This window comes from Pseudomonas sp. FP2309, assembly GCF_030687575.1.
GTDB lineage: Bacteria > Pseudomonadota > Gammaproteobacteria > Pseudomonadales > Pseudomonadaceae > Aquipseudomonas.
Genome location: NZ_CP117439.1, coordinates 4,679,033 through 4,704,078 on the forward strand (window position 1 = coordinate 4,679,033; position 25,046 = coordinate 4,704,078).

Here is a 25,046-nt window from a genome sequence, read left to right on the forward strand (position 1 = left end):
AGGAGCAGGTTTTTTCGTACAGCCCAGAACTAAAAGGGCCCGCAGACTAGCACACAAGGCCCACGAGTGATGAGCCCCTCGCCGGCCTTTACCTATCTACCACCGAGCCCATAACGTCGGACAACAAGCTAGAGCTCCCCTGCTTTATGGAGTTTTAGACATGCCCCTCACCCCACTGGATCACCCTCCCTCGTTCGAGGAAATACGCAGCGACCTCGGGCAGATCAGCGATTACCTGCTGCAAGACCACCCGATCGCCGCGCAGAACAGGCCCGACGAACTCATGACGTTGGAGCGCCTGAACCAGACCCTCAAGACGAGCAATCAAGCCCTGTTGCAGAGCGCTCGCCTGCTGTATCAGTCCGTCGAAAACGCCGACCTGGCGAACGAACCTGGCCGAACGCTGCTCAACGGGTTGAAAGCCGAGCTGGTGACACAGCTCAATGAACTCGATCAGCGCCATCAGATCGAGGGCAAAAGTCGCAAGTCCTACCTGACGTTCGAAGCCGGCATCACGGCTCTGGAGCAAGAAACCAAGCTGCGCATCAAGGATCGACTGCTGCATCGGCAGTGGATCGACGTACTTGAAACAGTCACCCTCGGCCCCGACGCGCGCCCCGGGCTGTATGCATTGAGGTTCACTTATCAGGATTCGCCCGTGGAAGTCGCCGGGGCCTTTGTACTCACCGAGCAGGCCACACTGGTGGTCGATGCACTGAACAGCGAAGCGAATGTTGGCCCCGTGCTGCTGTTTTTACCCTCACGCGGTCTGGAGGCCTTTGATTCACTACTCCAGCTCGACACGTGGCTGCAACAATTGCTGTCCCACGTCGACCGGCGGCAGGCATTTATCGACTGCCTGCCGCAGCGCTATCAGGACCTGAGCGCCGCCGGCATCTGGCCCTTGGCGCTGGAAAACATCAGCAGCGAGCCGCTGTTTGAACACCTCTACAACGCTCGCGTGCATAAACGCACACAGGACATCGAATGGGCGCTAAGCCTGATCGACAACCCCGAACACAGTGGCCAGCGCCTCTATCACCAACTGGACTGGGCGATTGGCGCGGCACTGCCCACCTACGATCAGCGCCTCGAACTGCGTGCCCAAGCCTTACTGGAACGGAGCCTGCGCTACAGCGCTCCAGGCTGGTATCGCAGCGCCACGGCCACCCAGCAAGCGCTGCTGGCCGAACACATCCAGCAGTACAATCAGGCACGCCAGGCGCTGACCGCGTTTTTTGGCCCCGCTGCCTCCCCCCATGCACTGGCCCGCTATCAATTGACCGAACAACTGGACGTCGATCTGGACATTCAGGACCTCAATCCCGATCAACTGCAGGTCAGCACCCAACGCCGCGTACCAGGGGTCGGTGACTACAACCACCAGAATTCCCTGACCGAACTGGCCCTGCGCGGCCTGCACAGCGACGACGAGCAACCGGGTTCGGACTTTCTACAAAGCACCACCCTGCGCTATGCAGGCAAGCCACTGCCTGAAGATTACGCAGAGCTGACCCCCAGCTATCTCGTGCAATTGCTCGACACCGTGCAACCGCGCCTGGCTTTCGCGCAGGTACAACGGAGCATCCACACAAAACCGGGACTCAAACACGCCATCCGGCACTTGCTCGATCAGCGCATCAATTGCCTGGCCTATGCCGCCCTGCTGCGAAACCACATCAGCGCAGCGGACTATCAGTTGATCCAGCACCTGCGCGAAGGCCGCGATCCGCAACTGAGCGCATCGACCCTGTCACTGCACGACGCCCAACTGCAGGACCTGTGGGTGCTGCGCCAAGTGGACGCCCATGGCACGCCGATCCGCGTGCTGTTGTGCACGCCGTCAGCCCCCAGGGCTGAGCAATTCATGGCGTTCGACAGTGAAACAGCGTGCCAGACCCACGTGCTGGGCTGGAGCCGGGATAACGGCTCACACCCCGACAGGCAAACCATGACCGATTACCTGCTGGAGCGCGTGGCCCTGCGGTTTCGCGCGGCCATGGCACGCACCCTGATGGGCCTGAGTTTCAAACCCCACGAACGGGAATACCAGGAAGTCAAATTCGACAGTCCCTGCACGCACGCCGACTGCCTTGGCAGCATGGCCGAACATTTCCTCGCCACCCAGGTGGATGACCAGCGCTCCACGACACCCTCCTGGTTTACCTCAACCCACGCCGCCAATCGCCGCAAGCTACTGTCGCTGGCCGATGACGCCGAAGGCGCCCTGCGCACTTACAAGGCCGACCCGCAATCGGAGCACAGTTTCCCAAGCTTCGAGACCTACCTGCATCAACAGGCGAAAACCGCGCTCAATGGGTTGCTCGCCCGGCCACAAAACGACGTGGACCCCGATAAGGTGTGGGCCTACTACCCAAGGCACGCCCTGACGTCGACCCCGGCAGCAGTCAACTACACCACGCTGTACCGCGACGGCTATGACGACAGCATCGGTTTTCTGAACGAGGCATTTGCGCAGTCCGCCACGTTCAAAGGGCCCGAAGGCCTCGACCTCAGCCGGTTGACCGCGCAAAAGGTCGCCGCCTCGGTGCGCGGCGCCTGGATCGGCCAACGCTATATCAACGCAGTGCGCAGCACCCTGCAAAACAGCAACAGCCCAGGCTATGCCAAACGCCGCGCTGCAACCCTGGCAATCACGCAATTGCAGATGCGCAGTGCCGCGCTGGAATGCCAACTCAAAGGCCATATCAGCAGCATCGATCTGGCTTGGCTTGAAACCAGCATCCAAAGCATGGGCGACACATCCGTCGCCGTTCGCGGCCAATACCCGATCCATCGCCTGACGATAGACGGCGACTGGATCAACGATACCTTCCTGTTCAGCCACGGCGACGATCCGGTGTTGCTCTACACCCCTAACGCACCCGATCACATCGCCTTTCGCGAAGCGCGGCTGTTCAACCACACGCTGAAAAAAGTCGATGGCATGGTGGGCTACTTGACCGAACGCGCGCCCCTCCCATCCCGGGCACGCGTAGGTCAGTTCCTGAAAGCGGCGCGTGAGCAACTGCCCGAGCACATCAATCGAACGACACCCAGCCCACCGCGCTACGACAGCCTTGCCCGCGTCAGCCCGCTCAAGGACTTACGGCACGAGCTGTACAACATGAAGCTGCAACGCAAGATAGATGATGTCTTCGCCGCAACCCCCCAGCGTACCCAGATGATCATGGGCATTGTGTGGACGTGTGTGGAATGGGTCTCCGCCATCGCGACCGCGCCCTTCCCCGTCCTGAGCCTGGGCACTGGCCTGCTGCTGGCCTTCAAGGACGCCATGTTGGCCCTGCAGGCTTACCATCAGGGCCACACCGATGCCGCCTTCCAGCACTTGCTCGGCTACCTGCTCAATGCCGGTGGCGCATTATTTACCGACCTTCGCCCTGCATTGGGCTCACTCAAGTCGACCGGCCTGCGCGCACGCCCAAGCCTGCACGGCACGAGCGATGGCCAGGCCATCACGCGAACCCGCGCCCTGTTAACACCCATGCCGTCGACGGAAAACATGCAGCCCGTGTTATTGCGCGGCGAGTGGTACTGGGCGCCCAGGGTGTCTGACCCATTGGGACGTTACCTGCTGTTTCGTCTTGACGCTGCCAGTGGACGGCTGCAATCAACAGCGCGCCTGGTGGAAAAGACCACAGACGGTCGCTGGCAGCGTTCGGGGGTGGTCGGGGGGGCGCCTAAATATGAAAAACTGCCGGAAACCGCCGACGCGCTCAAGGCGTATGAAGTCGACGCGCAACACTGGCGCGATGTCGAGCGCCTGCTCAAGCCCGACTTCAGGCGGTCGCTGCTCACGGATGACCCGGTGCTGCCGCGCACCTATCTCATCGATAGACACCGTGAGCACATGGCGCCGATTCACCAGGCGTACCTCAAGCAGGTAGAGACGTTGAGCCGAGATGCCGAGGCGTTCTGGTCCGCCTCAATAGCGGCGCCTCGCCCGTCACTGCCGACGCTGGCCAACGATGCCGCGCATGCACAGATCATCGAGTCGCTGTTCAAACACAGTGACGGACTGGTGATCGGTGAGGTGAGCGAGTCGATCGCCAGCAAGCAATTTTTGATCGAGAACATCGGTGAACTGGCCAGGCACGGCGTCAAGCGCCTGTACATCGAGCATCTGCCTAACGACGTGTTCCGACTGAAGCTGCACAAACTCAATACCAAGGGTTCATCCCGGCATATCGAAAAACACCTGGGCCGCGTCGACCGCACCTTCAACCTCGGCGAAGGTGCCTCCCCGTCCTACCTGAGCCTGATGAAAGCGGCACGCAGGCACGGCATCGAACTCAAAGGCCTCGATGCGGCGACGTCCTATGACATGAGCCATGCTTTCCACATTATCGAAGACGCCCAGTCGCCGCCGCGGGCCAACGGGTTGCGCAATTTCTACTCGCACAAAGCGCTCAACGCCGACCTGGCCGACCAGCCGGGAACGCGTTGGGTGGCGCTGGTTGAACACAGCCGGGTGCGGACAGCCGAGCACATACCTGGGCTGGCCGATTTGAACGGCGCATTCGGCCTGCGCATCGACGACGTCAACACCGATTCAGCAGTGGGCCTCTGGCGCGACCCAGTGGATTTCAGGCTCAGCCTGAAAACGAACTACCAAGCGCCGACGCTCACACCTGCTGCTGCGCTACCTGCACCGCTCGTACCCAACGTCGCGGCATTGCCCGAGCCCACCCACTTCAACACATTCGATGTAGCGCCGGCGTTCAGGGAGCACTTGCGCGAGCTGCAGATGACGCACAGGGGCCTGGACACCAGTTACGCACCGGCACTGCCGGAACTGCAGGAGACCTTCAGCGCCTTTGCCCAAGCGCGGCGCCGCCTGCACACGGCCGCCGAAGCGTATTTCAGTAACTACACGCCTCCCGCCAGAGCGCCGCTGCCGGATGCGGCCCTGCTGCGCACCGAACGGGATTTTATCCAGGCCGCCTACACCTATGCCCCAGGCCTGGTGATCGGCGAAGCCCATGCCGCGGAGTCGGCCAAGAAGTTTCTGATCGAGCACATGGCGGATTTGAAGAAACAGGGCGTACGCACGCTATACGTCGAGCATTTGCAAACGGACCTGCACCAACTCGAACTCAACCTCTTCAACCAGACCGCAAAACTGCCCGACACCCTCAAAGCCTTTCTGCAACGCCAGGATGTCGGGCACATGCGTTTTTACGATGGCAAGACCGCCCACTACCAGGGGCCCTACACCTACACCAATGTCCTGCAAGCGGCCAACAAACACGGGATCCGCGTCCGCGCCCTCGATTGCGCGGCCAGCTATAACCTCAAAGGGCTCAGAGGGACGTCGCAAGCACTTCCGGACCCGGACGCCTTGCGCAACGCCATGTTCAGTTACTTCGCCTCCCACGCTATCCAGGCCGACCAGGCCGCACAGGGGGCGCACAAGTGGGTGGCGTTCATGGGCAGCGCCCATACGGACACCTACGCGGGCATCCCAGGGCTGGGGCCCATGCATGGCGTCATCAGCGTGCACATACGTGATAGCGCCACCGGCCTGGCAAAGGGCTTTGAGCCCGGCACCTGGCAAGTGTTCAGCGAAACCAAATGGCGAGCATTACGCAGCGACTTCATCCTGAACGTCGGGTTCGAACGCATAACGCCCCCGGAGCCGTTCGTTCCGCTAGAGCGCTCGCGCCTGAAGAATGTCGGGCATTTCCTGATTGAACGGCCCACGCCGGAGCACACCAACCTGCTGCATAAATCCAACAGCGGTCAGGTTGTTTCCACGCCGATCCAGACAGATGCCACGGGACACTTTTTCATCGACCGTTGGGACGCGCTTAAAGATCAGCGATTCCTGTCTCAAGACAGCCTGATCCGCGCGCTCAGAGAGGTCATACAGCTCACACCTGCGCCTTAGACACCTGCACCGCCCGGTTCAACGCGAACCGGGCCGTGCGTCTTGGCGCTCTTATAACCCCTGGGTCAAAAAACCGTTTCAGATCTCGTGCCAGCTGCCGATACAGCCCTACACACCCTGGCTGGCTCAAAAAACAACACCGTCCAGCAAACAGACATCACTCTTGTGGAGCATTCGATGAATAGCTGGTTCGGTAACATAAGCGTCAACCTCAAACTGGGCCTGGGCTTCGGCCTGGTACTGGTCCTCACCTCGATCCTGGCCCTCACCGGCTGGACCAGCCTGGGCGGTCTGATCGACCGCAGCAACTGGATGAGCGACATCACTCAGCTCAACGCCTCACTGACCAAACTGCGCATCGTGCGCCTGCAGTACATGCTGGCCAATGGCGACGAAGCCGTGGCACAGAACGTTCAGACCAACCTGGATGCCTTCACCACCCAGCAGCAAAAACTGCTCGACAGCTTCAAGAGCCCGGAAAACGTCAAGCTGCTCAATGAGCAAAAAGCGGTCATCACGGCTTACCAGCAATCCCTGAACAAAATGCGCGAGGCTTACCGTAACGGCAACGCCTCGCGCCAGGTGATGGGCGACAAGGCCGACATTGCCAACGCGCAGATCAATGCACTGGATGCCACCGTGCAACAGATGCCTGATAGCCCGGAACGCTTCGCGCAGTTTCAGGCCGTGACCAACGCTAAATTCGAGTTCCTGTCGGCCCGCTACGAAGTGCGCGGTTATACCGGCAACGTCAACCCGGACACCGAAGCGCGCGCCGCCGCGCAAATCGAAAAAACCATCAGCAGCTTGAAAGACCTCAGCGCTGCCTTTGGCGCCAGCCAGCAAAGCGCGCTGACCGCCCTGGAAACGGCCCTGGGCGCCTATCGCACCGCCGTGCAGAACTACAAGACAGCCAACGCCAACATCGTCGCCGCCCGTGCCGAAATGACCACGCAGGGCGCTGATATCGTCACCATCAGCGACAAGCTCTACGAGATCCAGCTCAACCGTCGCGACGTCGAAAGCGCACAGGCCCGCAGCCTGCAGTTGATCAGCACCTTGCTCGCGCTGCTGGTTGGCATCATCGCCGCCTGGGTGATTACCCGCCAGATCACGCGCCCGATCCAGGACACCCTGGCCGTGGTCGAACGCATTGCCTCCGGCGATCTGAGCCACAACATCCAGATCACCCGCCGCGATGAACTGGGCGTGCTGCAGCAAGGCATCCAGCGCATGGGCACCACCTTGCGTGAGTTGATCAGCGGTATTCGTGACGGCGTGACCCAGATCGCCAGTGCCGCCGAAGAACTGTCGGCCGTGACCGAGCAGACCAGCGCCGGGGTCAACAGTCAGAAGATCGAGACCGATCAAGTCGCCACCGCAATGCACGAAATGACTGCCACCGTGCAGGAAGTGGCGCGTAATGCCGAACAGGCTTCGCTGGCGGCCGCCGATGCCGATGGCCAAGCCCGCGCAGGCGACAAAGTGGTGGCGGAAGCCATCGCCCAGATCGAACGCCTGGCGGCTGAAGTCGCGCGTTCCACCGACGCCATGAGCCATCTGCAACAAGAGAGCAACAAGATCGGCAGCGTGATGGACGTGATCAAGGCCGTGGCCGAACAGACCAACCTGCTGGCACTGAACGCGGCGATTGAAGCTGCGCGCGCCGGTGAGGCCGGTCGTGGCTTTGCCGTCGTGGCCGACGAAGTGCGTGGCCTGGCCCAGCGCACCCAGAAATCCACCGAAGAGATCGAAGGCCTGGTCGCAGGTTTGCAGAACGGCACCCAACAAGTGGCCAACGTGATGAACAACAGCCGCAGCCTCACCGACAGCAGCGTCGAACTGACCCGCAAGGCGGGCGTGTCCCTGGAGAACATCACCCGCACAGTGTCGAACATCCAGTCGATGAACCAGCAGATCGCCGCCGCCGCCGAACAGCAAAGCGCCGTGGCCGAAGAGATCAGCCGCAGCATCGTGAATGTGCGCGATGTATCGGAACAGACCGCTACCGCCAGTGACGAAACGGCCAAGTCGAGCGTGGAACTGGCGCGCCTGGGCAGCCAGTTGCAGCAGATGGTCAGCCATTTCCGGGTCTGACAAACCAAAAGGCCGCCTCGGTATCAACCGAGGCGGCCTCTTATCGTCGGGTATTGCGCAACGCTCCACCATAGAAGTGGCATCGTCGTTACGTCAGCGCTTGCTGTGAGCCCGCAACCCCAACCACGCGCTGGGATTGCAATAAAAAACCGCCCTGCCAAGGCGGTTTTTTATTGCATGGAATTTGGCGCTCAGCCCTCGCCTTCCTCGACAAACACCACGCGATTGCCAAACGGGTCCTTGACGCTCATCTCCCGCGAGCCCCAGGGCGTCGCCTCAACTTCGGGTTTGGCATAACGGTAGTCCTTGTCCTGCAACAGCTGCTGGTAAGCATCCACCCCTTGCGCCTGGATCCGCACCGCCGAACCCGGCGAGGCATCGCCATGGTGCTCGGACAAATGCAGCACACACTCGCCCAAAGACACTTGCAGATACAGCGGGTAATTGGTCTCGAAACGATGTTGCCAATCGACCTTGAACCCGAGGAAGTCGACGTAAAACTCCAACGCCTTGACCTCATCGAAAATCCGCAGGATGGGGATGACTTTTCCTAAGTGCATGGCAACCGCTCCGTGTATGAGATCGCCCACTATAAAGACGAAAACCCGAGACGCAAATCCCCGCTGCGCGCCAAGAACCGCCCCGGCCGCTGACCGTTCGCGTGCCCGTCGCGGTAGCTCAACACGCCATTGACCCACACGCCCTCGATGCCTTCTGCCGCGCGTTCAGGCGCGTTGAAATCCGCCACGTCACGCACCCGCAACGGGTCGAACAACACCAGGTCCGCCCAGTGCCCTTCACGAATTTCTCCGCGTTCCGACAAGCCAAAGCGCGCCGCCGACAGACCGGTCATCTTATGCACGGCGGTGTGCAACGGGAACAGCCCGACATCGCGGCTGAAGTGCCCCAATACCCGTGGGAACGCGCCCCACAGGCGCGGGTGTGGAAACGGGTCATCCGGTAAACCATCGGAGCCCACCATTGACAATGGATGCGCCAGGATGCGCCGCACATCCGCCTCGTCCATGCCGTAATAGACCGCCCCCGCGGGTTGCAGGCGGCGCGCCGCGTCCATCAGCGAAACACCCCACTCACTGGCAATGTCCTGCAGGTCGCGACCGCCTTTCTGCGGGTACGGCGTCGACCAGGTGATGGTGATGCGGAATGCATCGGTCACCTGCTTGAGGTCCAGGGTCGAAGAACTGGCCGCATAGGGATAACAGTCGCAGCCCACCGGATGGGTTTTCGCCGCAGCTTCCAGCGCCGCCAACAGTTGCGGGCTACGTCCCCAGTTACCGGCACCGGCGCACTTGAGGTGGGAAATGATCACCGGCGCATTGGCGTGTCGGCCGATCAAAAACGCCTCGTCCATCGCCTCCAGCACCGGCTCGAACTCGCTGCGCAAATGGGTGGTGTACACCGCGCCGTACGCGGTCAGTTCCTCACTGAGTTGCAACACTTCATCAGTCTCGGCATTGAATGCGCTGGCGTAGGCCAGGCCTGTGGATAACCCCAGGGCACCGGCTTCGAGACTGTCGTGCAACTGCACGCGCATGGCCGCGATTTCAACCGGCGTGGCGCTGCGGTGCAGGTCATCCATATGGTTGCTGCGCAGCGCCGTGTGGCCGATCAACGCCGCCACGTTAACCGCCGGGTGGGCGTTTTCCACCGCGTGACGGTAATCGCTGAAACGCGGATACGTGAACGCCTCGCGGGTGCCCAGCAGGTTCATCGGGTCCGGCGGATCACCGCGCAAACTGACCGGCGACGCGCTGATGCCGCAGTTGCCGACGATCACCGTGGTCACGCCCTGGCTGAGCTTGGGCAGCATCTGCGGGTGGCGGATCACTACGGTGTCATCGTGGGTGTGCACATCGATAAAACCCGGCGCCAGCACGCGCCCGGTTGCGTCGAGCTCATGCTCGGCCAGCGCCGCCGACAAATCGCCGATCGTCTCGATACGCCCATCGCGCAGCCCCACATCGGCCACGTAGCCAGGGCTGTTGCTGCCATCGATGATCAGCGCCTGGCGAATCAGCGTGTCGTACTTCATATCAGTCTCCAAGCGGCAGGCTATCGGGGCCGCCACGATATTCGTCCAAGGCCAGTTTGATCCGGCGCAGGCGTTCCTGGTTGTCGTCCGGCAGGGCCAGCGCCAGCTCGGTGGCGAGCAGGTCGATGGCCAGCAGCATGCCGTAGCGCGCCGCCGTGGGTTTGTAGATAAAGCTGGTTTCGGCCGGTTGCAGCGGCAGCACCACGTCCGCCAGCCCCGCCAGGGGGGAGTCGGCCAGGGTGATGGCGATGATGTGTGCATCGTAGTTGCGCGCCAGTGCCACCACGTCGAGCAGCTCCGGGGTCAGACCGGTGAGCGAGCAGACGAGCAGCACATGCTCAGGGCCCAACGTCGCCGCCGTGACCCGCATCATCACCGGGTCATGACAGGCGGCAATCGGATAGCCCAGGCGAACCAGGCGTACCTGCAATTCATCGCTGCACACACTCGACGCGCCGCCCATCCCAAACGCATGGATCATCCGCGCCCTATTCAGCAGGCCTACCGCATCGACAAACCCCGCCTGATCAAACCCCGACAAATGCTGACGCAACGTCGCCTCGATATCGCCGAGAATCTGGCGGTGGAATGCCGACTGCTCGGGCAACCCCGCCGGGTCCAGAAACCGACTGCCGACGCCACTGGCCTGCGCCAGTTGCAGGCGCAGATCACGCAGGTCGCGACAACCGACACTGCGGGCAAACCGCGACAAGGTTGCCGTACTCACCTCGGCGCGCTGGGACAACGCTTCCAGGCTGGCCGACGCGGCAAAGCCCACGTCATCGAGCATCAACTGGGCGATGCGCCCTTCGCCGGCGCTGAAGGACGCCTGGCGGGCGCGGATCTGGTAGAGGATGTCCATGGCGGCTCCGGGTGACAGAATGAGGCTCACAACAACAGCGAAAGGCCGTACGTCAAAGCGAAAGCGACCAGTGAGATCAGGGTCTCCAAGACGGTCCAGGTCTTGAAGGTCTGGATCACCGTCATATTGAAGTATTCCTTGATCAGCCAGAAGCCGCCGTCATTCACGTGGGAAAAGATCACTGAACCTGCGCCGGTGGCCAACACCAACAATTCAGGGTGTGGATAACCCAAGCCCATCGCCACCGGCGCAACCACGCCGGACGCGGTGGTCATGGCCACGGTGGCCGAGCCGGTCGCAATGCGCATCAGCGCCGCGAACAGCCAGCCCATCACCAGCGGCGACAGATGAAACGCATGGGCCAGGCCAAGTATTTCGTCAGTCACGCCGGCGTCCACCAGGATGCGGTTCAACCCGCCGCCAGCGCCCACCAGCAAGGTGATGCTCGCGGTCGGTGCCAGGCACTCATTGGTGAACTTGAGGATCGACTCACGGTTAAAACCCTGGGCCAGCCCCAGGGTCCAGAAACTCACCAGAGTCGCCAGCAACAGCGCGATCACCGAGTTGCCGATAAACAACAGGAACTGGTTGAACCCCGTGCCCGGCGTGGCTATCACATTCGCCCAGCCGCCGATCATCATCAACACCACAGGCAACAGGATCGTGCCCATGGTCAGCGCGAAGCTCGGCAGACGCGTGCGCGGTTCGCGCTCGATAAACTGGCGCTCCAACGGGTTTTCCGCCGGCAGGTGTATGCGCGGCACGATGAATTTGGCGTAGACCGGGCCGGCGATGATCGCCGTAGGAATGCCGATCAAAATCGCATACAGCACGGTCTGACCCACCGACGCGTTGTATGCCAGCACCGCCATCATCGCAGCCGGGTGCGGTGGCACCAGCGCATGCACCACCGACAGGCCGGCGACCATCGGCAAGCCGACCATCAGGATCGACACCCCCACACGCCGCGCCACGGTAAACGCGATCGGCACCAGCAACACAAACCCCACTTCGAAAAACAGCGGCAGCCCCACCAGAAAGGCGATGCACACCATGGCCCAATGGGCATTGCGCTCGCCGAAACGGTTGATCAACGTGCGCGCGACCTGCTCGGCGCCGCCGGACTCGGCCATCATCTTGCCAAGCATGGTGCCCAGCGCCACCACCAGTGCGATATGCCCCAGGGTCTTGCCCACCCCCGCTTCGTAAGACCCCATGATCGTGTCTGCGGGCATCCCGGCCATCAACGCCAGGCCGATGGACACCAAGGTGATGACGATAAACGGATTGAGCCGGTAACGTGCGATCAGCACGATCAAAGCAATGATGGCGATGGCAGCGTATGCCAATAGCCCGAAGCCCGGTGATGCAGCCATGCGGTACTCCTCGGAAAGGGTCACGTCGAATCTGTTGTGAAACTCATAAATCATTACCGGGCAGGGTTTTCAATTTTTATGAAAGTAATTTTCGTCCACGGATAAGCGCTGTCGCGCTGGGGTATGCCCGACGCAGCTGCATGAAAATTGAGGGGGTGTTCTTACATGAAGATCAGCAAAAACTGGAAACTCAGCCGATGCGCTTGAGTCATACCCTGCACATTCATTGATGCCAGGAAGCTTGAGCATGATTCGCACCACACTCGCCACCGGCGCGCTGATCCTCGCCGTGTGCGGCACGGCGGCGGCCGCCGACGATTCCGCGCTGAAAAAATGCATGGACGGCGCCAGCACCACCGCTGACATGGTCAGTTGCAACGTCAAGGAAGCCAAGGTCCAGGACACACGCCTGAACAACGCCTACAAGACCGCCCTCGCCGCCCAGGAAGGTACGCGCAGACAACAACTGCAGGACCTGCAGCGCCTGTGGATAAAATACCGCGATGCCAATTGTGGGTTTGTCGGCTCAGCGACCGGCGGCACCATCGATCAGGTCAATGGCACCGGCTGCGTGCTGGACATGACCCAGGCACGCGCCCAGGAGCTGGAAGACCTCGTAGGGCCTTGAACCACTAATCGTGATGGACCTTCGCCCGCTTGAGCAGTTTCTTGCAGCGCTCCGACAGATGCAGCACCCGCAGGTGCTTGCCGGCCTTGGTGTAGCGCTCGCGCAAGGTCATCAGCGCGGCAATCGCTGAGTAGTCGACAAAGCTCAGGTGGCGACAGTCGAGCGTCACGTGAGCGGGGTCATTGGCCGGGTCGAACTGGTTCAAAAACGGCGTGGTCGAGGCAAAGAACAAGGTGCCATGCAGACGGTAGAGCTTGCTGCCGTCGGCTTCCAGGTGCTCATCGGCATACAGCTCACGGGCCTGCTGCCAGGCGAAATTCAGCGCCGCGATCACGATTCCGCACAGCACGGCGGTCGCCAGGTCGGTGAACACGGTGATTACCGTGACCGCGATAATCACCAGCACGTCGTTGAACGGCACCTTGTTGATCACCCGCAGCGACGCCCAGGCGAAAGTCTGCTGGGACACCACGAACATCACCCCCACCAGCGCCGCCAGCGGTATCCGCTCGATCAGCGGTGACAGAAACAAAATGAACAGCAGGATCATCACCCCGGCAAACACCCCCGAGAAACGCCCGCGCCCACCGGAGCTCAAGTTGATCACGGTTTGCCCGATCATCGCGCAACCGCCCATGCCGCCGAACAGGCCCGAGACCATGTTCGCCGCGCCCAGGGCCACGCTTTCGCGGTCGGGGTAGCCACGGGTTTCGGTGATTTCGTCGGTGAGGTTCAGGGTCAGCAAGGTTTCCAGCAGGCCGACCATGGCCATCAGGAATGCATAGGGGGCGATGATGCCGAGGGTTTCCAGGGTCCAGGGAATCTGCGGCAACGCGAACGTTGGCAGGCCGCCTGCGATGTGCGCCATGTCGCCGAGGGTACGGGTTGGCAGGCCAAGCAGGTACACCGCCAGGCCCACGCCGAGGATCGCCACCAGGGCCGGCGGCACCGCGCGGGTGATGCGCGGCAGCAGGTATACAATGGCCATGGTCACCGCGACGAGACCGACCATCACATACAACGGCGTGCCGCTGAGCCAGGCTTCACCGCTCTTGAAATGTTCCAGTTGGGCCAGGGCAATGATGATCGCCAGGCCGTTGACGAACCCCAGCATCACCGAATGCGGCACCATGCGCACCAGCTTGCCCAGGCGCAGCAAACCGAAGGCGACCATGATCAACCCGCCCAGCAGCACCGTCGCCAGCAGATACTCCACGCCGTGTTGTACCACCAGCGCCACGATCACCACCGCCATCGACCCGGCCGCGCCCGAAACCATGCCCGGCCGCCCGCCGAACAACGCTGTCAGCGTGCAGATGATAAAGGCACCGTAGAGGCCCATCAGCGGGTTGAGATGAGCCACCAGGGCAAAGGCGATGCATTCGGGCAGCAATGCAAAAGACGTGGTGAGGCCGGCCAGGGCATCGGCGCGTAGACGGGTGAGAGTCATGAAGTACCAGGGAATTGCGAGGACAAGGAGGTGGGAATGGTACGGAATTGAGCGAGGCGGAGCCAGATTTTTAAGGCCGCCTTACGCGGTGAAAAACGCTGATGCCCGTCAGTTAAGGCAGAAGACTTTACCGGTGGGAGGGCGGTATGCCTGCCAAGTCGGAGCGTCAGCAGGCATACCGCGCCAGCTTGGTCTGGATAAAGTCGAGGAAACACTGGATGCGCAACGCCAATTGCGAGTTGCGGTAGAACACTGCGTGGATCGGCTGACGATAACCACTGTTGAACGCTTCCAGCACCGGCACCAGGCGCCCGGCGTCGATGTCGGCGCTGGCCATGAAGTTCGACAGGCAGCAAATACCCTGCCCTTCCAGCGCCAACTGGCGCAGGGTTTCGCCGCTGGACGCGGCAATGCCCGGCTGGATCAGCCAGCGGTCGCCCTCTACATGACGCAGCGGCCAGTGGTTGAGGGTTTCGGTCTGGGTGAAACCCAGCAAGGTGTGGTCGGCCAACTCGGCCACCGTGGTCGGCGCGCCGTGTTGCTTAAGGTAGTCCGGGCTGGCGAGGATATGCAGGGGCGTGCAGCCCAGTGAGCGCGCGTGCAGGGTGGAGTCGGACAGGGCACCGATGCGGATGGCGATGTCGGTACTCTGCTCCAGCAGGTCGATGATCAGGTCATCGCTGTTGAGTTCCAGCTGGATGTCCGGGTAAAGGCGGCGAAACTCGGCAATGTACGGCACGATCCCGTGCAACATGAACGGCACGGCGGCGTTGATACGCAGGCGTCTGGCGGGGTTCTCCCGGCGCGAGGACAGGCGCTCTTCGAGCTCATCCATCTGCGCCAGGATCAGCTTGGCCTGTTCGAAGAAGTACTTGCCCTCTTCGGTCAGGTCCATGCGCCGCGTGGTCCGATTGATCAGCGTTGTATCGAGCTTGGCTTCCAGGCGCGACAAAGTCCGGCTGACCGCCGACGGCGTCTGCCCGACCTGCTCCGCCGCCGCCGAAATCGAGCCGCACTCGATCACGCTGACGAAGATCTGTAGCTCATCGGATCGGGCTTTCACAGGCTGTCCTCTTTATCGGTTCCGCGCAGCTTACACCGGGAGGTCGAAGACCTGCGCCAGATGCTGTTCATAGCGCGCCACGTCAGCGTCGATGGCCGGACGCTTCATCACGTCCACACACAGGAAGGTCGGCAACGCGGTCATGCCCAAAAATTGGTTGGCCTTGTGGAACGGGAAGTACACCGCGTCCACGCCCTTGGCGTCGAAGAAATCACTCGGGTCGTCGAAGGCTTGCTGCGGCGCGTTCCACGTCAGGGACAGCATGTACTGTTTGCCCCTGATCAGGCCGCCGCTGCCGTATTTCTGCGACGCATCGGAACGGGTACGGCCGTCGCTGGCGTACAGGCTGCCATGGCCTTCGGTGAAGACTTCGTCGATGTACTTTTTGACGATCCACGGCGCGCCCATCCACCAGCCGGGCATCTGGTAAATGATCACGTCGGCCCAGAGGAATTTGGCGACCTCTTCGGCCACGTCATAACCCTCGTCGATATGCGTGACCTTGACGTCGATACCACCACGGTCCAGCACAGCCGCTGCGGTGTCATGCAGGGTGGCGTTGTAACGGCCGTCGGAGTGAGCGAATTTTTTACCGCCGTTGAGCAGGAGTACTTTTTTCATGGGAGGGCATCCAAGAGGTTGAAATGTCTGGACGCAGACTATCGACCTCGCCTCCGGGGAATAAGCCGTTGCGCGGCAAAATACCTTTGATCAGTAAGCACGAATACTTGACGCATTATTAACCACCGATCAGCAGATGCCCGCCGAGCAGCGCCATGCCGACGAAAAACACCCGCTTAAACAGCACCGCACTGATGCGCGTGCGCACCACCTGCCCCAACCACATGCCCAACAACGCCGGCACCAGCGCCAGCAACGAGGCACCGACTTCGCCTCCGCCCAATGCTCCACGCCAGGCCAACCCGGCAGCCAGCGCCAGCGTCGACAAGCTGAACGACAGCCCCAGCGCCTGCACCAGTTGGTCGCGACTCAACCCCAGCGCTTGCAGATACGGCACGGCGGGGATCACGAACACACCGGTGGCCGAGGTGATCACACCGGTGATCACCCCACATAACGGGCCCAGCCAGCGCTCGGTTATGGGCTTGACGTGGAACGTCGGCAAACACAGACCGCTCAGGGCGTACACCAGCAACGCCGCGCCCAGCGCACGCACCACCCAACGCCCGCCGTCCATGCCCAGCCAGAACGTGCCCACGCCGGTGCCGAGCACAATCAGCAACAACATCGGCCATAGGCGTTTGAGCAATGCCCTTAGATGACCGCCAAATGCCAATTGCCACAGGTTGGTGACGGTCGACGGGATGATCAGCAACGCCGCAGCCTGCGCCGGCAACATAGCCAGGCCGAGCAACCCCATGGCGACGGTGGGCAATCCCAGGCCGATCACGCCTTTGACGGTGCCGGCCAGCAGAAAGGTGCCGATCACCAGCAGCGTCAAGGCCGGGCCGAGGTTTTGGTAGAACGCGAGGAAGGTATTCATGGGGCGATTGTGCGGGTTTGGAGTGGGGCTGAAAATTCGCCATATACTGAGGCAGCCTCTTGTATTGCATCAGGCTGATCGTTTTGCGGGCAAGCCCAGCCAGAGGACATCTTCCAGCCATGCATTTTGACCTGATCGACCTGCGCCTCTACCTGCACACCCTCGACACGGGCAGCATCACCGCCGGCGCCAGTCGCAGCCATTTATCCCTGGCAGCGGCCAGTGCCCGCATCCGTGGGATGGAAACGTCCCTGTGCATCGCATTGCTTGAGCGCGGGCGCCGGGGCGTCACACCCACACCCGCCGGTACGGCCTTGGCGCGCCACGCCCGCCTGCTGCTGCAACAGGCCGACCATCTGCAACAAGAGCTGGCGGAATACGCCAAAGGCGCCAAAGGTCAGGTGCGCCTGCTGTGCAACACCACGGCGCTGAGTGAACACCTGCCGGAGGTGCTGGCGGACTTTCTACGCGCACACCCCAACCTTGAGATCGACCTGCAGGAATTGCCCAGCCTGCGCATTGCCCAGGCCCTGCGCCAGGGCACAGCGGACCTGGGGATTATTTCCGATGCAGTCGACACCCACGGCTTGCAGACCCTGCCCTTTCGCGACGACCCGCTGGTGCTGCTCCTGCCGCTGGCGCATCCCCTGACGGGGCGCTGCGTGAGTTTTATCGACAGCCTGCAACACGATTACATTGGCCTGGCCGCCCACAGTGCGCTGGCGGTGTACCTGGAGGAACAGGCGTTGCACGCGGGCTTTCGCTTGCAGACGCGTATTCGCGCCGAGGGTTTTAATGGAGTGATGCGCATGGTTGCCAGGGGCGCGGGGCTGGGTATCGTGCCTCAGGCGGCACTTGACCGCTGGCCGTCGGCGCGCCCGTTCAACGCCCAGCCGTTGCAGGAAGACTGGGCACGCCGCCAACTGCTGTTGTGCGCGCGATCATTCGACCACTTGCCCGGTTACGCCAAAGCCTTGTTCGACGCCCTGGCCTTGCCCTTGCAAAAACGCCCGTAAGACACCGCCGATATCAACAGCAGGAACGGCACGCCAAACACCAGGCTCATCTTGAATGCGTCGGTGAAATCCGTGTCGTTGTCCTTAAGTCACGCTGTGGCGCACCTTGAACTGCGGCTGATCCCAGGTGCCGTTATCGAGAATGTCCGCGAGGATATCCACTGCGTCCCACACCTCGGTGAAGCGGGTGTACAGCGGCGTAAACCCGAAACGCATGATGCGCGGCTCGCGGTAGTCACCGATCACGCCGCGGGCAATCAAGGCCTGGATAACGGCATAGCCTTCCGGGTGTTCGAAACTCACATGGCTGCCGCGCCGGGCGTGCTCGCGGGGGGTGATCAGTGTCAGGCCATGGGCCGCGCAACGGGTCTCGACCTGCTCGATAAACAGGTCGGTCAACGCCAGGGATTTGCTGCGCAGGCTGGCCATATCGGTCTGTTCAAACAGCTCCAGACCACACTCCACCATGGCCAGCGAGGTAATCGGCTGGGTGCCGCACAGGTAGCGCGCGATGCCGGCGCTGGGCGCGTAGTCGGACTCCATGGCGAACTGCCGAGTGTGCCCGAACCAGCCTGACAACGGCTGATGCACAAGGTCCACCAGCGCCGGGTTGACCCACACGAACGCCTGCGAACCAGGGCCGCCGTTGAGGTATTTGTAGGTGCAGCCAATCGCGTAATCCGCACCGGCGGCGTTCAGGTCGATGGGTACCGCGCCTGCTGAATGCGCCAGGTCCCAGATGCTCAACGCGCCGCACTCATGGCTCAAGGCCGTGAGCGCCCGCATGTCATACATAAAGCCGGTCTTGTAATTGACGTGGGTGAGCATCACCACGGCCACGTCGGTGTCGATAGCCTGGGGCAGTTCGTCCGGGCTGTTCACCAGACGCAGGCAATAGCCCTGTTGCAACAGCTCAGCCAGGCTCTGTGCGATGTACAGGTCGGTCGGAAAGTTGCTCGCTTCGCTGACGATCACCTTGCGCGCGGGCTCGCGCTGGCCCTGCACGATCAGCGCGGCGCTGAGCACTTTGAACAGGTTGATGGAAGTGGTATCGGTGATCACCACTTCGCCGTCGCGTGCACCGATCAGCGGCGCCAGGCGGTTACCCAGGCGTAGGGACAAATCTGCCCAGCCGGCGCTGTTCCAACTGCGGATCAAGCCATTGCCCCACTCCTCGGCAATCACCTGCTGCGCACGCGCCAGCGCGGCCACCGGGCGTGCGCCGAGGGAATTGCCGTCCAGGTAGATCACCCCCGCAGGCAGCGCGAACTGATGACGCAGAGGTGCCAAGGGGTCTTGGGCGTCGAGGGTTTGGCAGTGGCTTCGGGAGGTCATGGCCGATCCTGGTTTTTAGAAGGAAGACAGGCCAAATAATGAACGAAGAATCGCAGAATTTTCGTGCAAAGTGATCGGCAACACGCTAATTAAGCTGTAGGAAATTCGAACTTAACTCACAAACACGCGGATTTATTCTAATCATGATGCTTGACGCCACCGACCTGCGCCTCCTGCATTTCCTGCAACAGGATGGCCGTATCAGCAACCAGGAACTGGCGGAAAAAGTCGCATTGTCCCCTTCCGCCTGCCTGCGCCGTCTGCGCCTGCTGGAAAGCGAAAAAATCATCAGCGGTTACCGCGCCGTGTTGAATGCCGAGCAACTGGGGATCGAGCTGGAGGCGATCGTGCACCTGTCGTTGCGCCAGGACGTGGAGGACTGGCATGAGACGTTTATCAAGAAGGTGCAAGGCTGGCCGGAGGTGGCCAGTGCCTACGTGATCACCGGCGCCAGCAATTACGTGCTGCGGGTCCAGGCACGCAACCTCAAGCACTTTTCGGACTTTATCGTGAACCACCTGAACCGCACGGCGGGGGTGATGGATATACGCTCGGAGATCGTGTTGCAGAAGATCAAGGATCGGGATGAGCTGTTGGACCTGGTCCTGCGCAAATAAGAGCAGCGCGACAGAACCCATGTGGGAGGGGGCGTAGACCCTGCCACATGGGTAGCCACGCTTATCAGTCTTCCAGTGCACGCACCCGCTGCATGCGTTTTTGCTCCAGCGGCGCGTCAGCCACCTGCAACTCAAAGTCAAAATCAATCTGCGCAAAACGCCCTTCTACACCAAACTCCTGCGCCAACTGCTTATCGTCACTGAAGCGGATTTCAGCGATCAATTCATCGCGCGTGGCGTAGGCAAAATCATCGTGCAGGTACGGGTCATCCGACAGGTTGATCTGGGTGGTCAGGTGCCGATAGCCGGGCGCAGAGATAAAGAAGTGGATATGCGCCGGCCGTTGCCCGTGACGCCCCAACTGATCGAGCAGTTGCTGGGTCGGCCCGGTCGGCGGGCAACCGTAGCCCGACGGCACGATGCTGCGAAAACGGTAGTTGCCCTGGGCGTCAGTCTCGATGCGCCGGCGCAGGTTGAATTCCGATTGGGTGCTGTCGAACCACGAATAGGTGCCACCGGTGTTGGCCTGCCACACGTCGACGATCGCACCGGCCAGCGGCTTGCCGTCGGTGTCGCGCACCTGCCCGCGCATGAACAGCGGCACGGCGGTGTCCGTCCCATCGTCCAAACGCGCTTCGTACTTGGACAGCGGCGCACCGGCCACGTACAGCGGGCCTTCGATGGTGCGCGGGGTGCCACCGGTTTTGCCGGCCTCTTCGTCGGCCGCATCCATCAACATGTCCAGGTAATGCTCAAGCCCAAGCCCCGCGACGAGCAGCCCGGCTTCCTGGTTCTTGCCCAGCTCATTAAGGTAGTTGACCGCTTTCCAGAACTCTTCCGGGGTCACCTCAAGGTCTTCGATGATGTTCACGGTGTCGCGCAAAATCCGGTAGACCAGCGCTTTGGCGCGCGGGCTACCGTCGTCATTGAAATTGCCGCTGGCTTCTTCGAGAAACTGTTGGGCATGGGCAGTCTGGGACAGGCGTATGGACATAGTGCAATCCTCATCTTGTAGTTATTCGGTGTGGCGATTCGGTAGAACGGGCTATCGGTCGTCGTCATGGATCGACGAAGGATGCCGGCACAGGGCGTTCACTTCGATGGCCATGTAGGGGTAAAGCGGCAGTTGCATCAACAGGTCGTGCAGTTCTTGCACACTGTCGACGTCGAACACGCTGTAGTTGGCGTAGAGCCCGGCAATGCGCCACAAGTGGCGCCATTTGCCCTCCTGCTGCAGACGCTGCGCCAGGGCTTTTTCGTCAGCCTTGAGGCTGGCGGCGCGTTCAGGGTTCATGTCGACGGGCAGGTTCACGGTCATTTTTACGTGGAACAACATAGCAGGCGCCTCTTAGTGTTTATCACGACGGAAGAACGCCAGACGCTCTTCATCGATGGCCAAGCCCAGGCCCGGCGCAGTGGAGACATGCAGCTGGAAGTCGCGGTACAACGGCGGTTCGCTGAGGATGTCCTCGGTGAGCAACAGCGGGCCGAACAGCTCGGTGTCCCAGGCCAGTGTGTTCAGGGTGAGAAACGCATGGGCCGAGGCCAGGGTGCCGATGCCGCCTTCGAGCATGGTGCCACCGTACAAGCCGATGCCAGCTGCTTCGGCAATCGCGGCGGTGCGCAGCACGGCGCGCGGGCCGCCGTTCTTGGCGATCTTGAGGGCAAACACCGAGGCTGCGCCTTCGCGGGCCAGGTTGAAGGCATCCTCCACACATTCGATGGATTCATCGGCCATGATCGGCGCCGGGCTCGACCGGTTCAGCCGCGCCATACCGCCGCGGTTGTTGCGCGAAATCGGCTGTTCGATCAGGTCGATACCGTTGTCCCCAAGCACCTGGCAGGCCCGCAGCGCCACGGCTTCGTCCCAGGCCTGGTTGACGTCGACACGCACACTGGCGCGATCGCCCAAGGCCTTTTTGATCGCCAGCACGTGGGCCAGGTCGCGGCTGACTTCACCGGCCCCGATCTTCAGCTTGAAAATGCGGTGGCGGCGCAGGTCGAGCATCTTCTCGGCCTCGGCGATATCTTGCTCGGTGTTACCGCTGGCCAAGGTCCAGGCCACCGGCAGCGCATCCCGCACGCGGCCGCCGAGCAACTCACTGACCGGCAGGCCCAGGCGTTTGCCCAGCGCATCGAGCAGGGCGCTTTCGATACCGGATTTGGCAAAGGTATTGCCGCGAATACTGCGCTCCAGGCGCAACATGGCGGCGTTGATATTGCTGGCATCCTGGCCGACCAACAGTGGCGCGAAGTGACGGTCGATGTTGACTTTGATGCTGTCGGGGCTCTCATTGCCGTAGCTCAGGCCGCCGATGGTGGTGGACTCACCGATGCCTTCTATTCCGTCGGCGCAACGCACGCGGATGATCACCAGGGTCTGGTTCTGCATCGTGTGCATCGCCAGCTTGTGCGGGCGGATGGTAGGAAGGTCGACGATAATCGTCTCGATCGACTCGATGGCGCAAATCGGCATGGCAATACCCGCTGGGTTCTTTATTGGTTTGAGCTGATTCTGTACCGGCTCTTTCCAGGCTTCCAATATAGATTTAGTCTTGATCGATACTCTTAAGGTATGAAGGGAGCCGTCATGGAACTGCGTCATCTGCGCTATTTCCAAGTGCTGGGTGAAACCCTCAACTTCACCCGAGCCGCCGAACGCCTGCACATCGCCCAACCGCCGCTGAGTCGACAGATCCAGCAACTGGAGGATGAGCTGGGCGTGCTCCTGTTGGAGCGCGGCCGGCCACTGCGCCTGACCGAGGCCGGGCGGTTTTTCTATGAACACGCCAATGTGTTGCTCGAACAATTGAGTAAAGTCTGCGACAGCACTCGGCGTATCGGCCAGGGCGAAAAGACCTGGCTGGGCATCGGTTTTGCGCCGTCGACCTTGTATGGCGTGCTGCCGGAACTGATCCGACGGCTGCGCACCCACGACGCGCTGGAGCTGGAGCTGGGACTGTCAGAGATGACCACCTTGCAGCAGGTCGAAGCGCTCAAGGCCGGGCGTATCGATGTGGGTTTCGGGCGTATTCGCATCGACGACCCGGCCATCGTCCAACGCGTGCTGGTGGAGGACCGATTGGCGGCCGTGCTGCCTGCTGGCCACCCGCTGCTGGCCGCCCCCGCCACCCTCGCCCAATTGGCCGCCGAGCCGTTCGTGCTCTACCCCGGCAACCCGCGCCCCAGTTATGCCGACCATGTGATCGCGCTGTTCGATGCCCACGGCCTGAGCCTAAAGGTCGCGCAGTGGACCAACGAGCTGCAGACCGCCATCGGCCTGGTCGGCGCAGGCATGGGGGTCACCCTGGTGCCGGCGTCGGTGCAGGTGCTGCATCGGGCGGATATCGGCTACACCCCGGTGGTGGAGGCCACGGCCACTTCGCCGATTATCCTGAGCCGGCGGGTCAATGATCAGTCGCCGGGGCTGAGGCATTGTTTGCAACTGGTGGAAGAACTGATCTGACTTCACTCAAGCGTCACAAATCCCAGTGGAAGTGGGCTTGCCCCCGATGGTCGAATCCATCCAACAATGGCTGGCCGATCAGGCACTTGATGGCGTTCAGCTGTATTACGAAAAGTTTACGCAGAGTAATATCTGCCCCCTCAGCACTTCTGATGGGTTCAGCCCAGAGAAATATAAGTAGAAGGGAACGTTAATGGCGGATGACATGGTTAACCCGGTGGGCCTCAAGCGTGGCCTGAAGAACCGGCATATTCAGCTGATTGCCTTGGGAGGGGCGATTGGCACGGGGCTGTTCCTCGGCTCGGCGGGGGTGCTCAAGTCGGCGGGCCCGTCGATGATCCTGGGGTATGCGATTGCCGGTTTTATCGCGTTCCTGATCATGCGCCAACTCGGCGAGATGATCGTCGAAGAGCCGGTCGCCGGTTCCTTCAGCCACTTCGCGCACAAATACTGGGGTGGCTACGCGGGCTTCCTGGCCGGTTGGAACTACTGGGTACTGTACGTGCTGGTGGGCATGGCCGAACTGACGGCCGTGGGCAAGTACATCCAGTTCTGGTGGCCCGAGATCCCGACGTGGGTCAGCGCACTGGTGTTCTTCGTGGCGGTGAACCTGATCAACACCTTGAACGTGAAGTTCTTCGGTGAGGCCGAGTTCTGGTTTGCGATCATCAAGGTGGTGGCGATTGTCGGCATGATCGTGCTCGGCTGCTACCTGCTGTTCAGCGGCACCGGCGGCCCGCAGGCCTCCATCAGCAACCTGTGGAGCCACGGCGGGTTCTTCCCCAATGGCGGCATGGGGCTGTTGATGTCCATGGCGTTCATCATGTTCTCGTTCGGTGGCCTGGAGCTGGTGGGCATCACTGCCGCCGAAGCCAGCGAACCGCGCAAGGTGATCCCCAAAGCGATCAACCAGGTGGTCTACCGGATCCTGATTTTCTACGTCGGCGCCCTGACCGTGCTGCTGTCGCTGTACCCATGGGACCAACTGCTGCAAACCCTGGGCGCCTCGGGCGATGCCTACAGCGGCAGCCCGTTTGTGCAGATCTTCTCGCTGATCGGCAACGACACCGCCGCGCACATCCTCAACTTCGTGGTGCTGACCGCGGCGCTGTCGGTGTACAACAGCGGCGTGTACTGCAACAGCCGCATGCTGTTCGGCCTGGCCGAGCAGGGTGATGCGCCCAAAGCGCTGATGAAACTCAACAAACAAGGCGTGCCGCTGCGTGCCCTGGCGATCTCGGCGTTGGTGACGATGCTGTGCGTGGTGGTCAACTACGTGGCGCCGCAGAGCGCCCTGGAGTTGCTGTTCGCGCTGGTGGTTGCCTCGCTGATGATCAACTGGGCGCTGATCAGCATCACCCACATCAAGTTCCGCAAAGCCATGGGCGACCAAGGCGTGACGCCGTCGTTCAAGACCTTCTGGTTCCCGTTCAGCAACTACCTGTGCCTGGCGTTCATGCTGATGATCATCAGCGTGATGCTGGCGATTCCGGGGATTCGCGAGTCGGTGTACGCAATGCCGATTTGGGTGGGGGTTATCTACGTGGCGTATCGGCTGCGAGTCCGGAACAGCAATGCGGTTGTGAGCACGTCGTAAGACCAGCGGGAGCCGGGCTTGCCTGCTCCCCTTGATTGTATTGCGCAATAAACAAAGCCCCGGATCTGCGG

The 25,046-nt window shown here is 61.6% G+C and carries 18 protein-coding genes and 2 pseudogenes; 8 read left to right on the top strand and 12 right to left on the bottom strand.

Annotation, left to right across the window (positions count from 1 at the left end; translation table 11 throughout):
• The first annotated feature begins 160 nt into the window (after window positions 1–160).
• The 3 genes and pseudogenes from PSH59_RS21565 to PSH59_RS26455 form a co-directional block, all read left to right on the top strand.
• Window positions 161–5,911 (top strand): membrane-targeted effector domain-containing toxin, encoded by a 5,751-nt coding sequence (locus PSH59_RS21565; protein ID WP_305393623.1) that lies wholly within the window; start codon window positions 161–163, stop codon window positions 5,909–5,911.
• 177 nt (window positions 5,912–6,088) lie between these two features.
• Window positions 6,089–7,105, top strand: a pseudogene (locus PSH59_RS26450) (methyl-accepting chemotaxis protein); the annotation flags it as partial.
• Between the two features lie 309 nt (window positions 7,106–7,414).
• Window positions 7,415–8,008: pseudogene (locus tag PSH59_RS26455) on the top strand (methyl-accepting chemotaxis protein); the annotation flags it as partial.
• A gap of 191 nt (window positions 8,009–8,199) precedes the next feature.
• Here the strand turns inward: PSH59_RS26455 and PSH59_RS21575 are convergent.
• The 4 genes from PSH59_RS21575 to PSH59_RS21590 are packed head-to-tail and all read right to left on the bottom strand — an operon-like array spanning window position 8,200 to window position 12,299.
• A complete protein-coding gene (locus tag PSH59_RS21575) occupies window positions 8,200–8,568 on the bottom strand; it encodes a glyoxalase superfamily protein (RefSeq protein WP_305393624.1) in 369 nt (122 codons plus the stop codon).
• Between the two features lie 29 nt (window positions 8,569–8,597).
• Window positions 8,598–10,061 carry an amidohydrolase family protein gene (locus PSH59_RS21580; RefSeq protein WP_305393625.1) on the bottom strand — a complete coding sequence of 488 codons (1,464 nt, stop codon included), beginning with the start codon at window positions 10,059–10,061 and terminating at the stop codon, window positions 8,598–8,600.
• A 1-nt stretch (window position 10,062) separates the two neighbouring features.
• Window positions 10,063–10,923: a MurR/RpiR family transcriptional regulator gene (locus PSH59_RS21585; RefSeq protein WP_248083651.1), complete on the bottom strand. Its 861-nt coding sequence runs from the start codon at window positions 10,921–10,923 to the stop codon at window positions 10,063–10,065.
• A gap of 26 nt (window positions 10,924–10,949) precedes the next feature.
• Window positions 10,950–12,299 carry a gluconate:H+ symporter gene (locus PSH59_RS21590; protein WP_248083650.1) on the bottom strand — a complete coding sequence of 450 codons (1,350 nt, stop codon included), beginning with the start codon at window positions 12,297–12,299 and terminating at the stop codon, window positions 10,950–10,952.
• 247 nt (window positions 12,300–12,546) lie between these two features.
• Between PSH59_RS21590 and PSH59_RS21595 the strand changes: the two genes are divergently transcribed.
• Window positions 12,547–12,927, top strand: coding sequence for a lysozyme inhibitor LprI family protein (locus PSH59_RS21595; protein ID WP_305393626.1), 381 nt, complete (start codon window positions 12,547–12,549; stop codon window positions 12,925–12,927).
• Between the two features lie 4 nt (window positions 12,928–12,931).
• Here the strand turns inward: PSH59_RS21595 and PSH59_RS21600 are convergent, their stop codons facing one another.
• The 4 genes from PSH59_RS21600 to PSH59_RS21615 form a co-directional block, all read right to left on the bottom strand.
• Entirely contained in the window at window positions 12,932–14,377 is a 1,446-nt protein-coding gene (locus PSH59_RS21600; protein WP_248083648.1) for a SulP family inorganic anion transporter, read from the bottom strand.
• 166 nt (window positions 14,378–14,543) lie between these two features.
• Window positions 14,544–15,440: a LysR family transcriptional regulator gene (locus PSH59_RS21605; RefSeq protein WP_305393627.1), complete on the bottom strand. Its 897-nt coding sequence runs from the start codon at window positions 15,438–15,440 to the stop codon at window positions 14,544–14,546.
• A gap of 30 nt (window positions 15,441–15,470) precedes the next feature.
• Window positions 15,471–16,061, bottom strand: a complete 591-nt coding sequence (locus tag PSH59_RS21610) for an NAD(P)H-dependent oxidoreductase (protein WP_305393628.1) — start codon at window positions 16,059–16,061, stop codon at window positions 15,471–15,473.
• Window positions 16,062–16,179: 118 nt separating this feature from the next.
• The gene (locus PSH59_RS21615; RefSeq protein WP_305393629.1) at window positions 16,180–16,944 is read right to left on the bottom strand and encodes a sulfite exporter TauE/SafE family protein; all 765 of its coding nucleotides are present in this window, start codon (window positions 16,942–16,944) and stop codon (window positions 16,180–16,182) included.
• 119 nt (window positions 16,945–17,063) lie between these two features.
• Here PSH59_RS21615 and PSH59_RS21620 point away from each other — a divergent pair, with 119 nt between their 5' ends.
• Entirely contained in the window at window positions 17,064–17,960 is an 897-nt protein-coding gene (locus tag PSH59_RS21620; protein WP_305393630.1) for a LysR substrate-binding domain-containing protein, read from the top strand.
• Between the two features lie 84 nt (window positions 17,961–18,044).
• Here the strand turns inward: PSH59_RS21620 and kynU are convergent, their stop codons facing one another.
• On the bottom strand, window positions 18,045–19,295 hold the full coding sequence (gene kynU / locus PSH59_RS21625; RefSeq protein WP_305393631.1) for a kynureninase: 1,251 nt from the start codon (window positions 19,293–19,295) through the stop codon (window positions 18,045–18,047).
• Window positions 19,296–19,438: 143 nt separating this feature from the next.
• Here kynU and PSH59_RS21630 point away from each other — a divergent pair, with 143 nt between their 5' ends.
• Complete coding sequence (locus tag PSH59_RS21630) at window positions 19,439–19,912, top strand: Lrp/AsnC family transcriptional regulator (protein WP_248083642.1); 474 nt, start codon at window positions 19,439–19,441, stop codon at window positions 19,910–19,912.
• A 64-nt stretch (window positions 19,913–19,976) separates the two neighbouring features.
• Here the strand turns inward: PSH59_RS21630 and catA are convergent, their stop codons facing one another.
• From catA to PSH59_RS21645, 3 genes are read right to left on the bottom strand one after another with little or no spacing between them, the layout of a single operon-like run.
• Complete coding sequence (gene catA, locus PSH59_RS21635) at window positions 19,977–20,906, bottom strand: catechol 1,2-dioxygenase (protein ID WP_305393632.1); 930 nt, start codon at window positions 20,904–20,906, stop codon at window positions 19,977–19,979.
• Window positions 20,907–20,957: 51 nt separating this feature from the next.
• A complete protein-coding gene (gene catC / locus PSH59_RS21640) occupies window positions 20,958–21,248 on the bottom strand; it encodes a muconolactone Delta-isomerase (protein WP_248083640.1) in 291 nt (96 codons plus the stop codon).
• A gap of 12 nt (window positions 21,249–21,260) precedes the next feature.
• Entirely contained in the window at window positions 21,261–22,388 is a 1,128-nt protein-coding gene (locus PSH59_RS21645) for a muconate cycloisomerase family protein (RefSeq protein ID WP_305393633.1), read from the bottom strand.
• A 114-nt stretch (window positions 22,389–22,502) separates the two neighbouring features.
• Here PSH59_RS21645 and PSH59_RS21650 point away from each other — a divergent pair, with 114 nt between their 5' ends.
• Together PSH59_RS21650 and PSH59_RS21655 are read left to right on the top strand one after the other, a co-directional pair.
• Window positions 22,503–23,378, top strand: a complete 876-nt coding sequence (locus PSH59_RS21650; RefSeq protein WP_305393634.1) for a LysR family transcriptional regulator — start codon at window positions 22,503–22,505, stop codon at window positions 23,376–23,378.
• 193 nt (window positions 23,379–23,571) lie between these two features.
• The gene (locus tag PSH59_RS21655) at window positions 23,572–24,975 is read left to right on the top strand and encodes an amino acid permease (protein ID WP_248083637.1); all 1,404 of its coding nucleotides are present in this window, start codon (window positions 23,572–23,574) and stop codon (window positions 24,973–24,975) included.
• Window positions 24,976–25,046: the final 71 nt, after the last annotated feature.

Coding starts and splice junctions, on each gene's coding strand:
- PSH59_RS21565 (WP_305393623.1), top strand. CDS start 161: ATGCCCCTCACCCCACTGGATCACCCTCCCTCGTTCGAGGAAATACGC.
- PSH59_RS21575 (WP_305393624.1), bottom strand. CDS start 8,568: ATGCACTTAGGAAAAGTCATCCCCATCCTGCGGATTTTCGATGAGGTC.
- PSH59_RS21580 (WP_305393625.1), bottom strand. CDS start 10,061: ATGAAGTACGACACGCTGATTCGCCAGGCGCTGATCATCGATGGCAGC.
- PSH59_RS21585 (WP_248083651.1), bottom strand. CDS start 10,923: ATGGACATCCTCTACCAGATCCGCGCCCGCCAGGCGTCCTTCAGCGCC.
- PSH59_RS21590 (WP_248083650.1), bottom strand. CDS start 12,299: ATGGCTGCATCACCGGGCTTCGGGCTATTGGCATACGCTGCCATCGCC.
- PSH59_RS21595 (WP_305393626.1), top strand. CDS start 12,547: ATGATTCGCACCACACTCGCCACCGGCGCGCTGATCCTCGCCGTGTGC.
- PSH59_RS21600 (WP_248083648.1), bottom strand. CDS start 14,377: ATGACTCTCACCCGTCTACGCGCCGATGCCCTGGCCGGCCTCACCACG.
- PSH59_RS21610 (WP_305393628.1), bottom strand. CDS start 16,061: ATGAAAAAAGTACTCCTGCTCAACGGCGGTAAAAAATTCGCTCACTCC.
- PSH59_RS21615 (WP_305393629.1), bottom strand. CDS start 16,944: ATGAATACCTTCCTCGCGTTCTACCAAAACCTCGGCCCGGCCTTGACG.
- PSH59_RS21620 (WP_305393630.1), top strand. CDS start 17,064: ATGCATTTTGACCTGATCGACCTGCGCCTCTACCTGCACACCCTCGAC.
- kynU (WP_305393631.1), bottom strand. CDS start 19,295: ATGACCTCCCGAAGCCACTGCCAAACCCTCGACGCCCAAGACCCCTTG.
- PSH59_RS21630 (WP_248083642.1), top strand. CDS start 19,439: ATGATGCTTGACGCCACCGACCTGCGCCTCCTGCATTTCCTGCAACAG.
- catA (WP_305393632.1), bottom strand. CDS start 20,906: ATGTCCATACGCCTGTCCCAGACTGCCCATGCCCAACAGTTTCTCGAA.
- catC (WP_248083640.1), bottom strand. CDS start 21,248: ATGTTGTTCCACGTAAAAATGACCGTGAACCTGCCCGTCGACATGAAC.
- PSH59_RS21645 (WP_305393633.1), bottom strand. CDS start 22,388: ATGCCGATTTGCGCCATCGAGTCGATCGAGACGATTATCGTCGACCTT.
- PSH59_RS21650 (WP_305393634.1), top strand. CDS start 22,503: ATGGAACTGCGTCATCTGCGCTATTTCCAAGTGCTGGGTGAAACCCTC.
- PSH59_RS21655 (WP_248083637.1), top strand. CDS start 23,572: ATGGCGGATGACATGGTTAACCCGGTGGGCCTCAAGCGTGGCCTGAAG.